The 12,648-nt window shown below is 55.5% G+C and carries 11 protein-coding genes; 1 reads left to right on the forward strand and 10 read right to left on the reverse strand.

Translation table 11 applies throughout. The features are described from left to right. Positions 1-29: 29 nt before the first annotated feature. Positions 30-284, forward strand: coding sequence for a GlsB/YeaQ/YmgE family stress response membrane protein (locus HV345_RS10720; RefSeq protein ID WP_016153363.1), 255 nt, complete (start codon positions 30-32; stop codon positions 282-284). Between the two features lie 567 nt (positions 285-851). Here HV345_RS10720 and HV345_RS10725 read toward each other — a convergent pair. The 10 genes from HV345_RS10725 to dhaK all read right to left on the reverse strand — a co-directional run bounded on the left by HV345_RS10725 (position 852) and on the right by dhaK (position 12,533). Beyond that, a complete protein-coding gene (locus tag HV345_RS10725) occupies positions 852-2,822 on the reverse strand; it encodes a TonB-dependent siderophore receptor (protein ID WP_181636606.1) in 1,971 nt (656 codons plus the stop codon). Between the two features lie 23 nt (positions 2,823-2,845). Continuing rightward, a complete protein-coding gene (gene modD, locus HV345_RS10730) occupies positions 2,846-3,703 on the reverse strand; it encodes a ModD protein (protein ID WP_181636607.1) in 858 nt (285 codons plus the stop codon). Then, positions 3,700-4,509 carry a class I SAM-dependent methyltransferase gene (locus HV345_RS10735; protein ID WP_181636608.1) on the reverse strand — a complete coding sequence of 270 codons (810 nt, stop codon included), beginning with the start codon at positions 4,507-4,509 and terminating at the stop codon, positions 3,700-3,702. Before HV345_RS10735 ends, modD begins: the two co-directional genes overlap by 4 nt. A gap of 9 nt (positions 4,510-4,518) precedes the next feature. After that, complete coding sequence (locus HV345_RS10740; RefSeq protein WP_046275011.1) at positions 4,519-5,280, reverse strand: ABC transporter ATP-binding protein; 762 nt, start codon at positions 5,278-5,280, stop codon at positions 4,519-4,521. After that, positions 5,277-6,236 carry a FecCD family ABC transporter permease gene (locus tag HV345_RS10745; RefSeq protein ID WP_369707202.1) on the reverse strand — a complete coding sequence of 320 codons (960 nt, stop codon included), beginning with the start codon at positions 6,234-6,236 and terminating at the stop codon, positions 5,277-5,279. The genes HV345_RS10740 and HV345_RS10745 overlap by 4 nt, the downstream gene beginning before the upstream one ends. Positions 6,237-6,262: 26 nt before the next feature. Beyond that, entirely contained in the window at positions 6,263-7,285 is a 1,023-nt protein-coding gene (locus HV345_RS10750) for an ABC transporter substrate-binding protein (protein WP_153646314.1), read from the reverse strand. A gap of 208 nt (positions 7,286-7,493) precedes the next feature. After that, entirely contained in the window at positions 7,494-9,206 is a 1,713-nt protein-coding gene (locus tag HV345_RS10755) for an alpha,alpha-trehalase (RefSeq protein ID WP_181636609.1), read from the reverse strand. Positions 9,207-9,377: 171 nt separating this feature from the next. After that, positions 9,378-10,808 (reverse strand): dihydroxyacetone kinase phosphoryl donor subunit DhaM, encoded by a 1,431-nt coding sequence (gene dhaM / locus HV345_RS10760; RefSeq protein ID WP_181636610.1) that lies wholly within the window; start codon positions 10,806-10,808, stop codon positions 9,378-9,380. 10 nt (positions 10,809-10,818) lie between these two features. Further along, complete coding sequence (gene dhaL, locus HV345_RS10765) at positions 10,819-11,451, reverse strand: dihydroxyacetone kinase subunit DhaL (protein WP_016153354.1); 633 nt, start codon at positions 11,449-11,451, stop codon at positions 10,819-10,821. Between the two features lie 11 nt (positions 11,452-11,462). Beyond that, positions 11,463-12,533: a dihydroxyacetone kinase subunit DhaK gene (gene dhaK / locus HV345_RS10770; RefSeq protein ID WP_016153353.1), complete on the reverse strand. Its 1,071-nt coding sequence runs from the start codon at positions 12,531-12,533 to the stop codon at positions 11,463-11,465. Between the last annotated feature and the right edge of the window lie 115 nt (positions 12,534-12,648).

Below are 12,648 nucleotides of genomic sequence, written 5' to 3' on the forward strand. Positions count from 1 at the left end.
CGTGCGTTCACTGGAAAGAGGGCCTGGAAATGGGAATTATTACCTGGATTATTTTTGGTCTGATTGCGGGGGTTATCGCCAAACTGATTATGCCGGGGCGCGATGGCGGTGGATTTATCCTGACCTGCATTCTCGGTATTATCGGTGCGGTGGTCGGTGGATGGCTGGCTACGATGTTCGGTATCGGCGGCGATATCAGCGGGTTTAATCTCCACAGCTTCCTGGTGGCCGTGGTCGGCGCGATTGTTGTGCTGGGTGTCTTTCGGCTTGTACGACGAGATTAATCGAACGGCCCCTGACGGGGTAATGCTTGTCAGGTAACGATGAATGGCCGTAGCGACAACGGAGAGTGGCACATTCGGAGGTAACGAATCTGTTGCCTCCGGCGTATTGCTACGTTCACCTCAGTGGCATCACTTCTCTGAGGCAATACGATCTGTGAACGTGTTAAGGGTACTATCGCCGTACCCTTAACAATCCCGGCTCCCGGCGGGAAAATTGCCGCTCCGCGGTCCCCTCCGTTTATTCCTCCAGGCTACCGGGCCGGGCGCGAGGTAGCGTCCCTGCAAAACGCGCCCTGAACCCGCATCCCTGCGGGTTCTCCCTGCCTTACGGAAACACGTCGGCAATTTTCAGCCGGACCAGCCCACACCTGACCACCTGCGTTTTTTATCTGAACAGCAAAACAGAGTTAACTGGAAGTCAGTGCACCGTGCACGTTCACGGGTATCAGCGCTTCAGAAAAGTGATACTACTGAGGTGAACGGAACCCTGAGCCGAAATCACATGTTCTCCATAATGCTTAACTGACTTGTATATTCGAATTGGGGCCGTTTTTCTGCATTGTTAAGTCAGAACTGATACTCAATGCCCGCCCAGTAATTACGCCCCTCTTCAATAAATCCTTCACTGTAAACGTACTGCGTATCGAACAGGTTATTGACCGAAGCGTTAACGCTAAACCCGTGACCAATGGCGTAATCAGCGCGCAAATGGGTAATGGCGAAACCAGCGGCTTTCTGCGAGCCGTCGGTATTGCTATAGCTTGACGAACGGGCCTCTTCGGACAGCGTAATGCTGAGTGGCTCCCACGGTTTCAGCGTCATCCAGGCTGTCAGGGTTTGCGTCGGCAGATCTGTAATCTTACCGATATCGCTGCGTTTGGCGTCCGCATGAATAAGGCCGTAGCTCAGCCCGACGTCCAGCATATCAAAAACTTTACCTTTAACGCCTGCATCCAGGCCGGTGTAATCCACCCGACCACTGTTCTGATGCTGGATGGTATCGGCATCAATATTGTGCGAAAGAATCGCGTCGCTGATGCGGTTGTAATACACGCTGGCTTCGAATCCCCAGTTCTGGCTAAGTGAACCATTCCATGTCAGGTCCACGCTGCGGGCGCGCTCCGGTTTAAGCTGTGGATTGACCAGGGCCACCTGGTTATAGGCCGGTTTCGAGGTCGTGTAGCGTTCTTTTAACGTTGGGAAACGCGTTCTGTCAGAGTAAGACAGCGCTAATGTGTCTGAATTTTCAAAGTGGTATTTGGTCATCACCTGCCAGTTAAAGGCCGACTGATTGTTGTCATCGTAGTGCGTGACGCTGCCGTTTTTCTCGTGCTTCATACCTTCCAGACTGTCTCGCCAGTCATAGCTTATTCCCGCCACCACATCGACATTATCCGCCGCAGCCCACTGGTATTCACTGGCTACGGACCAGGTGCGGTCTTCGTAGCGGTCGTAAGCCGCATTCGGTGCGCCTTTCTCGCGGTGAACATCGTCCTTCCAGTTCACGGCGAAAGAGAGCAGATCGTTTTCTCGCATATCCGCAGCGAGCTGCAGACCAGCCCCATCGCTATAGTCCGAATAATGGCTGTAGCTGCCTTTCTTATTTTTCAGATCGGCCAGCGAGTTGTACATCATTAACGTATTTTCAAAGGTGTCGCGATACAGACGGCTTTTCAGGGTAAAACGGTCGCCCAGATGCGTGGTTCCCTGATAGTAATAGCTCTCTTTATCGTATTGTGGCCATTGCCAGTAGCGTGATTTCTGGCTGCTGGTTCCGGCGTACGGTGGATTATCTTTTTCACCGTCCTGATTTATATAGGTCAGCACATATTCATCATCTCCACGAGGGGTAAAGCCCAGCTTCACGATGCCACGCTTGTCATCAGCGGAAGAGTTGATCATCTTGCCGTGACTGCCCGCAACCGGGTTGTCCACGCCATGCGGTAACCCAAGAAAATCCTGCTTCAGCTGACTGCCGCTGAGCTGGATATAGCCGAGATCGTTACTGGCGCCAAATGAAGCGTGCATATCGTGGGCGTTGTCTTTGCTGCGACTCCAGCCCTGGCGATAGCCAATGCTGCCTTCAAGCGGTTTGGTCGGTTTTTTTGTAGTGATATTGATGGCACCGCCCATCTGGTTTGGCCCCTGCAACAGAGACGAGTAGCCTTTGGAGACTTCAACCGAAGCGATATCGGATGTCAGAAAACGGCCTAAATCGAGGTTGCCGTCATAGGGGATGTACACCGGCACGCCGTCGAAAAAGACGGGAACCTGACGGCTGTCAAATCCGCGCACTTTTACCTGTTGCTCGTTGCGGTTGCCTGACTTTTGCAGCACGACGCCGGGGACGACGCTCAGCGCCTGCGCCACGTTCTGTTTATCCAGCTGTTGTATCGTTTCCTGGCCGAGAACCGTGGTGGTTGCCGCGGAGACCGGACTAGACCAGACGGTCATGGTTTCGCTTTCCTGCCCAGCAAAAGCACTGTGCGCGAAAGCAAACGACAGGGCTGTGTAAAGACAACTTTTGTTGAAATTCATTATTTTTAGTCCATTTTTTGATGTTATAGGCCACGTGCGTCCGGGCTCAGGCTCACTTTGATATCCGCAGGTGGAGCGTAGTAAGGCGCGGAAGTGATAAAGAGTCTGATACCGCAGTCGAGATAACCCGCCAGCGAGGCGAGGGTAATGCCGCCGGTCAGCGCCAGCGTGCAATGGGAGGCCAGCGCAGGGGCCTGACGGGCAATTTCTGCCGCCTGCTCGGGGGTAAATTTGTCGAGTTGTAGGACATCAGGGGCGGCGCGTAGGGCGGCCAATGCCTCATCTGGCGTATCCGCTTCGACCACGATCTTTTTTTCTGGCGCATGGCTGCGTAAGCGCGCAATCGCGCCTGTCCAGTCGTTTGGGTTGGTAAGAAAACGGCGGTGATTAGCAAACAGCAGTACCGTTTCGGCGCATCCTCCCCGATGGATAATGCCCCCGGCGGCAAGTATTGCCTGAGTCGCCAGTAAACGCGTACCGGGAATGGCTTTGCGGGTGCAGGCAATCTGCCCATCGGGATAGCGTTGATGCAGCATGCTCAGCATCTCGACGAGATAGCCCGACACGCCGCAGCTCCACTCCAGTACATTTTGTACCGCTTTCCAGCCCTGGTGCAGCGCCGCCGCTGGTCCGTGTGCGCGAATCAGTCGCTGTCCGGCGTTCGCCCGTTCGCCATCGGACAAAATATCGGTGACGGTTAATCCCAATGAAGTCAGCATTTGTCTGGCAACAGCGGTACCGCTAACGCATCCGCCCTGGCGATGGCTAAACTCGATGACGCCTGGTTGGGCGCCGATACCCAGCGCGCGGGTGGTCAGATCGCCGCCCTGAATATCTTCCAGCAGCAGCGCGTCAATTTGCGCCTGCGAAAAGTAGATCATCGCAGCGCCTCCCGCGGGATGCTATCCCACCAGATAAGCGCCCAGTCACGGCTGGCGGGGGCAATAGCGCGTGGATCCTGTTGATACCAGTTTTCCAGACGTTCGACCTCGTCTGCGCTCAGTTCACCCATACTCCAGCGCACGTTTTCCAGAAAACGCGTCCAGGTGCTGTTGTCCTGCTGACAGTTGGGACCGCGGATAAAATCAACATGCGCGTGGATCCCCATCTGATACAGAACATTAAGCGCATAGATATAGTTGGGCAGTTCAATCACTTCGCGGCCCAGTGCGCGCTGAATGGTGGGAGAAACGAAAGATGAACTGACGAGGTGGGTGGTATAAACCCGCAGCCGGGCCTGATTATTCAGCTTGCTCATTGCCTGGCGCATATCGGCAACCAGCGTGGAGCGCGAGGCGACGGCGATATCGCACTGGGGTAAATCATCCCAGTGCTCTTCCCAGGCTCGTTGCACCCATTGTACGTGACGGGCGTTCATTTGTGCGGCGCGGCGGGCAGCTACGCTCAGCATTCCCTTGCTGTAATCTACGCCGTAAATTATTGGCATTTTTTTAGCCAGCGCCAGCGAGACTGTACCGGGGCCGCAACCCATATCAAACAGCGACTCTGCACCTTGCAGGTCGATTTTCCCCAGCAGTTGCAACAGATAGCTGTCGGTTAATGAGGCGCAATTCTCCGCCATTTTTTCCGCACGTTTGTCCCAGTGCTCCGGCTTTTTCTCGGTTCTGTTCGCCAGCTGTAATTGCTTACGGTAAAGATCGGCAAAATCAATGTCGTCAATGAGCATGAATATTCCTTAATTGAGTGAACCATAAAGATGGTGGGTAATTTGTGACGGTGTAACGCGATACAGCGCGGCCAGGCGGTCGGCGGCGAGCTGATGTTCAGGCAGACCCTGCGACACCTCGCCGTTTGGTTCAACCCGTACCACGCTGTCGGCGATTGCCCGGGCGTGCAACGGGTGATGGGTCGACATCAGCAGGGCCATACCGGAATTTTTCAGCGTCACCAGCGTGTCGAGCAGACGGATTTGATGCCCAAAATCAAGGCTGGATGCGGGTTCATCCAGCAATAAAAGACGCGGACGTTGCGCCAGCGCGCGAGCGATCAACACCAGTTGCCGTTCGCCGCCGCTCAGGGTGTTCCAGCGTCGAAGTGCCAGGTGAGAAATCTCCAGCATCGCCAGTTGCTGATGCGCAATTTCACGCTCTTTAGCGCCGGGAACCGCAAATGCCGCCAGTTGCGGGGCCAGTCCCATCATCACCATGTCCAGGGCGGTGAAGGCAAACGCGCCGTCGTGCGCCTGAGGAACCCAGGCGATGGCTGCGGCGCGTTCCCGATCGCTGAGATGATTCACTGCGACGCCATCAAGCAGAATGTCACCGCGAAGCGGCGGAAGAACGCCGAGAATGGTGCGCATCAGGGTGGTTTTACCGCTGCCGTTAGCACCAATCAGACAACAGACAGAACCGGGCGAAACCTGAAAGGAGATATCGCGTAACACGGGTTGTTTACTGTGGTATCCCAGCGACGCGTGGCGCACGAGTAATAGCGTCATGGGCGGTTTCCTCGCAGCAAAAGCAGCAAAAAGAACGGTGCGCCAATAAATGCAGTCAGGATCCCCAGCGGGATTTCCGTGCGGCTCAGCGTGCGGGCGAGGGTGTCGGTGAGCAGGAGTAAAATGGCGCCGATCCCCATGGACACCGGCAGTAACTGCTGGTGGTTATTCCCGCTGAGGAGTCTGCCGATGTGCGGCACCACCAGTCCAATCCAGCCGATAATGCCGGCAATGGCGACGGTACAGGCGGTGACTAACGTTGCGCAGACGATCAGTCCCAGCCGCAGTCGGGAGACGTTGATCCCAAGCGATCGGGCTTCATCATCCGACAGAGTGAGCAGGTTCATGCGCCAGCGCAGCAGCAATAACGGGACCAGTCCAGCAAGGATCAGCGGTGCTGAGAACCAAAGATCGTGCAGAGTAATTGTCGATAAACCGCCGAGCAGCCAGAAGGTGATCGACGGAAGTTGGGTATACGGGTCGGCCAGCGTTTTGATGAGTGAAATTCCTGCTCCGCAGACCGTACCCAGCGCAATCCCGACCAGCACCAGTGTTAACACCGGATCGTGACGCTTGACTCGCCGGGTAATCAGCCAGACACCGGCGACCACTAACAAACCGCCAGTGAACGCATACAGCTGAATAAACAGGATTGGTAGCCCCAGCAGGATTGCCGTACAGGCGCCCAAACCGGCACCGGCCGCCACGCCGAGGATATCCGGCGAAACCAGTGGGTTACGGAACATTCCCTGATAGGTGGTTCCTGCGCCAGCCAGCGCTGCGCCGAGTAACAATGCAGCCAGAATGCGCGGCAGTCGGATTTGCCAGAAGACGATTTTGTCCTGCATCGGGACGCCATCCCTGCCCGCAATAAGATCCACGACCTGTTGTGCATCGAGGCGATAAGCACCAGACACCGCGGCGATGCTCGCGCAAAGCACCACCGTCGTAATCATCAGAAAACCGAGGGTAGATGTTTTCATCAGACGCTCACCAGTTGTTGATACTGTGCGTCGCTTAACGTGGTGTGCCAGAACAGTTCACTGTAGCGCTGCATATCGGTTTTAAAGCCCGCTTCAACCTGTGGATCAAGCCAGGCATGCAGACGGCGTAACCCCAGCAAACGATTGATGCCGGGAGGCGCGTCCAGCCAGCCAAACGGCAGGCCGCTGAGAAACAGAATGCGCCGATCGGCAACCGCTTTGACTCCTTGCCAGACGGGATCTTCTCGCAGGTACTGTGCCGTAATCGCATCCTGTACCAGAATAATATCGGGCTGCCAGCTCAACAGGTTTTCCATTGAAACCTGCGCCAGCCCGTGCCGCCCAGGAATTTGCGCCACATTGTGTAATCCCAGTAGTTCTGCCGCTTCGGTATGCAATGAACCTTGTAATCCTGTTTCAAGTCCGCGGGCGCCGCGCGCGGCATAAAAACGCAGCTTTGCTGCGGGAGAGTGTGAAAACGCGAGGGCTTCATCAATAAAACGCTGGGCCAGTTTGGCCTGAGTCCTGGCCCGTGTTGCAACTCCCAGCGCTTCACCTGCCGCGAGTAGCTGTTGCGGGCTGAGCCGCAGTTCGCCATTAATCAGCAGCCAGGGAATTTGCGTTTGCGCGTTGACTTGTCTGGCCTGAGAAAGCCAGGTTTCATCGGCATTGCCGCAGTCAATCACCAGGTCGGGTTTAAGCGCCAGTAGCGCTTCAAGCGAGAGTGTGCTGGCGCGTCCCGCCAGCTTGCCCAGTTTCGGTAAAGCCCGAATGTCTTCGTGAAACGGGATGGCGGTCTGATGAGAAAAATCAAAGGATGAAAAACCAACCAGTTTTTCCGGCGCGACGGCCAGCAGCAGCATGTCGGCGGGTGCGCCTGCGCTGACCACGCGTTGGGTCGCCTCTGGCGCTGGGTGGCCTCCAACGGCAACGGTTAGCGGCGTTTGAGCCAAGGCGGGAAGATGGCGTAGCAGCAGTGCAGATGCCACAAGCTGGGCAAACATCCGTCTTGTCAGTGGCATAATTGTTATCCTGAAGGTGATAAAATCGCTATATATTTACATATACAGCGAATAAAAACATGTTCAGAATCAATTTCTCACGGATGAAAACCCGGAATACCCCATAAGGGCTAGATGGCGTAGAGACAACAGGAATGGCGAAATATAAGCCAGAAAAAATCCGCGACGCAGCGCGGATTCGGGGAGTAAAACGCTTCAGGTAACGGCATTAAGACGTCGGCTGAGCCTGTTTTTTAGGCTCGACTGGCGTGGTACTTGCCGGGGCCGGGCGCGATGCGGGCACGCTGTCACAGGGCTTTTCTTTGGCACAGATCAGGTCGAGCATTTTTAGCGTTACGCCGTTGGTCCAGCCAAAACCATCCTGCAACGGATATTCGCCGCCGCCTCCGCCAGTGCCTGTGCTGCTCACGTCATACTTTTCAACCAGCTTTTTCTCACGATCGTAGGTGTGCTGCACGTTGGTGAGGAATCGCCAGGTCACGTCCATGGCGACGTTATCCTGACCGTAATTCTGTAATCCCGATGCGGCGACCCACTGGAGCGGGGCCCAGCCGTTGGGAGCATCCCACTGCTGGCCATTTTTCACCGACGTGGTGGCCAGGCCGCCGGGTTGCAGCAAATGCGCCTGGGTTGCCGCGGCCACTTTACTGGCGCGATCTTTTGCTGCTGCATTGACATACAACGGGAACAAGGCGGCGGCCGTGAGTTGGTTACGTACTTTGTGGCTCTTCAGATCGTAATCGGCATACCAGCCTTCTTTGTCGTTCCACAGGTGCTTTTCGATCCCTTTTTGTCGGGCATTAGCGAAGCCTTCATATTGTGCAGCTTTGGCATTATCCCCGGCGGCCTTGCTGGCGAGGGCGATCATCTTTTCCATTTTGTACATCAACGCATTGAGATCGACCGGAACGATGCTGGTGGTGCGCAGGGTGCCTAGTTGATTGGGGTTATCCATCCAGCGGGAACTAAAGTCCCAACCCGATGCGGCGGCAGAACGCAGGTCGCGGTAGATTTCTGTGGCCGGTCGGTTCGGATTGCTTTTCGCTGTGGCGATATCCTCCACCCAGGACTCTGGCCGCGGCGTATCGCGGTCATCCCAGTAGCGATTCAAAATGGTGCCGTCATCCAGTTTAACCACGCGCTTATTCTGCTGACCGGGCTGGAGCGTTTCGACGCCTTCCATCCAGTAGGTGTATTCTTTGAGCATCTGCGGGAGATATTTTTTCAGCGCGTCATCCCCGTCATGCTGCGCCAGCAGTTCCACCATAAAGGCAAAGAATGGCGGTTGAGAACGGCTCAGATAGTAGGTGCGGTTGCCGTTAGGAATGTGTCCCCAGGAATCAATCTCGTAAGCGAAGTTTGCCACCATGTCGGAGACCTTATCCCAGTGATTGCTCTCGGCAAGCCCCAGCATGGTGAAATAGCTGTCCCAATAATATATTTCGCGAAAACGCCCGCCAGGCACGACATACGGCTCCGGGAGCGGCAGCAGAGAGTCCCATTTTTCAGCGTCGGTTGTCGAACGGGTGAGTACCGGCCACAGTCCGTCAATATGCTCGCGCAGCGATTGCCCGGCTGGGGGGACGTATTTCTCGCCAGCTTTCGGCAAGGTGAAATTCACTTCCACAAAATGACGTAAGTCGAATCCGGACTGGTTTTTCTGCATCCGGTAATCGGCAAGGATCATTAATGGATCGCTGTTAGGAACGGCATCAGCAAAGGTTTTCTGGTCAGGAAACAGTTTGGCCGTTTGTACATCGTTAAACAGAGGGCCAAGCAAAATATCAGGCGGCTGAGGCGTAGCGGTTGGTGCGTCCTCGGCGTTGACGGCAAAAGAGGAAAGGGCAAAAAAGGTGCTTGCGAGCGTCAGTTTTATTGCAACAGAGAGCAGGCCTGGATGGCGAGTTGCAGGCGTTATCATCGGTTAATCTCCTTAGGGTGTGCCGAAGCAGCGGCATTTACCATGAGAAAACCTTAGTTCAGGATCGACCGTTGCGCGTGATCGACGCCCCATTTTGCGAATAAACAGACATTTCCCGACGCGAATCGAAAAGATGCACACCCTTTGTCGGGAAAGGGCGTGCAACCGACATCAGCCCGCGCGGGTTATCCGCTGGGCCACGCTGTCAAGGGTCAGGGTATCACCCATCGTGATACTCTCGATGGCCTCGCCTTGCTGACACAACCAACATAACCCCATTGCACGGGCGATAATCGCCGGGTGGGACGCTTCGCTCCCGTCCCGCAGGCAAATGCCTTTGATGGTCTTCGGATCGAGTTGCAGCACCGTAGAAGGATAGATGACCTCCGCGACCAAAATAGTGGGGCGGATGAACGCGGGAATTTGTGCAGTCTCTCCCGTCAAATACTGCAGTGAACGAGACAACAAATCGTCAATATCGATGTATCGCGCCTGCAGGTAAGGATCGTCGAGCTGTAAATACTGCTGGCTGAGATCGCTCAGCACGTGATGCCAGGCCCAGGCCGCGCTGCACTGCGTTTCACGCATTAGATCACAGGCCATATCGAACAGATCCGGATCGTCCAACAGCGTGTGGTGACCGGAGAAAATAGCGGCGATATCTGCGGAATATCTCTCTTCTGCAAGCGCGGTTAGCTCGCTTAAGTCGCTCAGCGTGCTTTGGATAGCGACCCGTAACCGTTGCTGCTCAATCTGGAGTGAGGCTACAGGCTGTTGGCTTACCTGCGGTGAGAACGGTGTGTAACAGAATGCCGTCCCCGTGACCTGTGAGGGAACCTTCGTCACTACGGTATCAGCATGCGCGGGCTCGAGCGATTCACCAAAATTCTCAGCCGCCAGCTGTTTGAATGCGGCCAGCGCATCCTCTGCCTGTTCGCCCTTGGCAATCAGGCGCAGCGTGTCGTTACAGCGTACCTGCAGCAGGGCAATCTGATTCAGGCTATCAGGGACGACGCACTTGCCATTTTTCTCCAGCCACATATCGGCGTTAAAGCCAGACAGCGCGGAAACCAGCCGTGAAGCCGGACGCACATGAATGCCGTTTGGGTTTTTCACCACAATGGCCACTGAATGAGCATCTGCATCGGGCGCGAATTCGGCAGATGTCGGCTTTGCTGCAGATGGCGAAGGTAAACCCAGTTGCTCACATTTGGCGTCGAGGGCGTTCATGGCATCACAGATGACCCGCTCGATGTCAGCACCTGCGGCAGCGCTAACCGTTGCGGCGAGCGTGCCTTCGACCAGCGGCGCGGCGCACAAACGTACTTTGGCGGCAATGGCCGGATCGAGCAGTTCCAGCGCGGTTTCCGCACTCAGTAGCGCACTACCGATATCCATCATCACCAGCACGTGATCCGTATCGGCCACGGACTCAATGGCTTCCATCACCTTGATAGGATCGGTGCCAATCGGATTCTCAGGATCGTCAATGCCTGCGGCAATAGCGATTTTGCAACCATCACCCATTAACATCTGCCGGGCTAGCGCGCCGACGCCTTCGCCCAACTGGGCGCTGTGAGAAACAATAACCAGGTTTACCATCGCTTTATCCTTACTCTCTGGACGCCTGAGCCAGCATTTGCATCATAAACATTACGGACGTTGCGCCGGGATCCTGATGCCCAATGCTGCGCTCACCGAGATAGCTGGCGCGGCCTTTGCGGGCCTGCATGGTGATGGTGCTTTGCGCTGCTGCTTCCGCTTGTTGGCTTGCCGCTTCCAGCGCCGCCTGTACGCTCAGCTTTTGCTCGCAGGATTGACGTAAAGATTCCACTACCGGCAGCCAGACATCGCACATGGTTTTGTCGCCAGGTTCAGCTTTACCGCGGCTAATCACACCTTCTGCGCCATCACGAATCATTTGATACAACTCCTCAAGCGTCAGGCTTTGATGAGCCTGGGTCACCTGGGCGGCGCGGATAAAAAAGGTACCAAACAGTGGACCGCTGGCCCCCCCGACGCTTGAGAGCAGCACCATGCCGGTGTTTTTCAAAATAAAACCAATGTCTTTATCGGCGATGGATGGCAGCTTTTCGACGACTTTGCTAAAGCCGCGGTGCATGTTCAGACCGTGGTCGGCATCACCAATTTCCCGATCAAGACCGGTGAGAAAATCACTTTCGGTGGTGAAGATCTCACCGCAGCGATAGAGCCAGTTAACAATTTGTGTTCTGTTGAGGGACATCATGTATCTCCTTATTTACCCCAGTTGAGAGCAGGGGTGTGAACCGGTGCATCCCATAGGCTCAGCGTGTCGTCATCCACCTGTAACAGGGTGATTGAGAAGCCGGTCATATCCAGAGAGGTACAGTAAGAACCGATCAGGTTGCGCTCAATGACGATGCCGGCGTCCTGGCAACGGCTTTCGAGGCGGTTATACACGCCGAAGAGTTCTGACAGCGGCGTCGCACCGAGATTATTGACCAGCGCAATGACGCGATCGCCGCTTTGCAACGCGCGTTTGCTTTCTTTGCCTTCCTGCCACGCGCCCTGAACGTTGTCCCAGTGGCGGAGCGTACGGCTGTAGTTGCCGTTTTCCAGCAGGGTATCGAACATTTCATCAACGGTCTGATCGAGGGAAGTGAAGGTGCGGCGGTCAATGCCCGGTTCCCCGTGGATACCCACGCCAAACTCCATTTCGTTATCCTGCAACGTGAACGACGGTTGTCCGGCGGCCGGAACGGTACAGGCGCCAATGGCTATCCCAATGGAGTGGCCCTGGTTATTCAGTTTACGACCCAGCGCCGCACAAACTTCCAGTGAGTCACCGCGTTCGGCGGCAGCGCCGACCAGTTTTTCGATCAATACGGTATTCGCCACACCACGACGACCGGCGGTATACAGACTGTCTTTCACCGCCACGTCGTCATCCACTACCATGGTGGTGACTTTGACGCCGCTTTCATGCAACAGCTCGGTGGCGGTTTCGAAATTAAGAATATCGCCGGTGTAATTTTTGATGATCAGCAGTACGCCTTCGCCGCCATCAATTTGCATGGCGCATTCGAACATTTTATCCGGCGTGGGTGAGGTAAAAATTTCACCCGGGCAGGCACCAGAGAGCATGCCCTGACCAATATAGCCGCAGTGCATAGGCTCGTGTCCGCTGCCGCCGCCGGAAAGCAGCGCCACTTTGCCCATTACCGGCGCATCTGCGCGGGTGACATATACCGGATCCTGATGCAGTGCCAGGGAAGGATACGCTTTCGCCAGTCCGGCGAGTTGTTCAGTCAGTACGTCTTCAACACGGTTAATCAATTTTTTCATTATTTATGCTCCGCAGACAGTCCTGGATGGCTGCCAGATTCGGGCAGGCATCTGATGTAGGGTATCGGGTTATACAACGCCACGGCGACTGCTCGCTGCCGATAAGGTAATTTTG

Origin of the sequence: Citrobacter sp. RHBSTW-00986 (assembly GCF_013783065.1) — a bacterium.
Classification (GTDB): domain Bacteria; phylum Pseudomonadota; class Gammaproteobacteria; order Enterobacterales; family Enterobacteriaceae; genus Citrobacter; species Citrobacter braakii.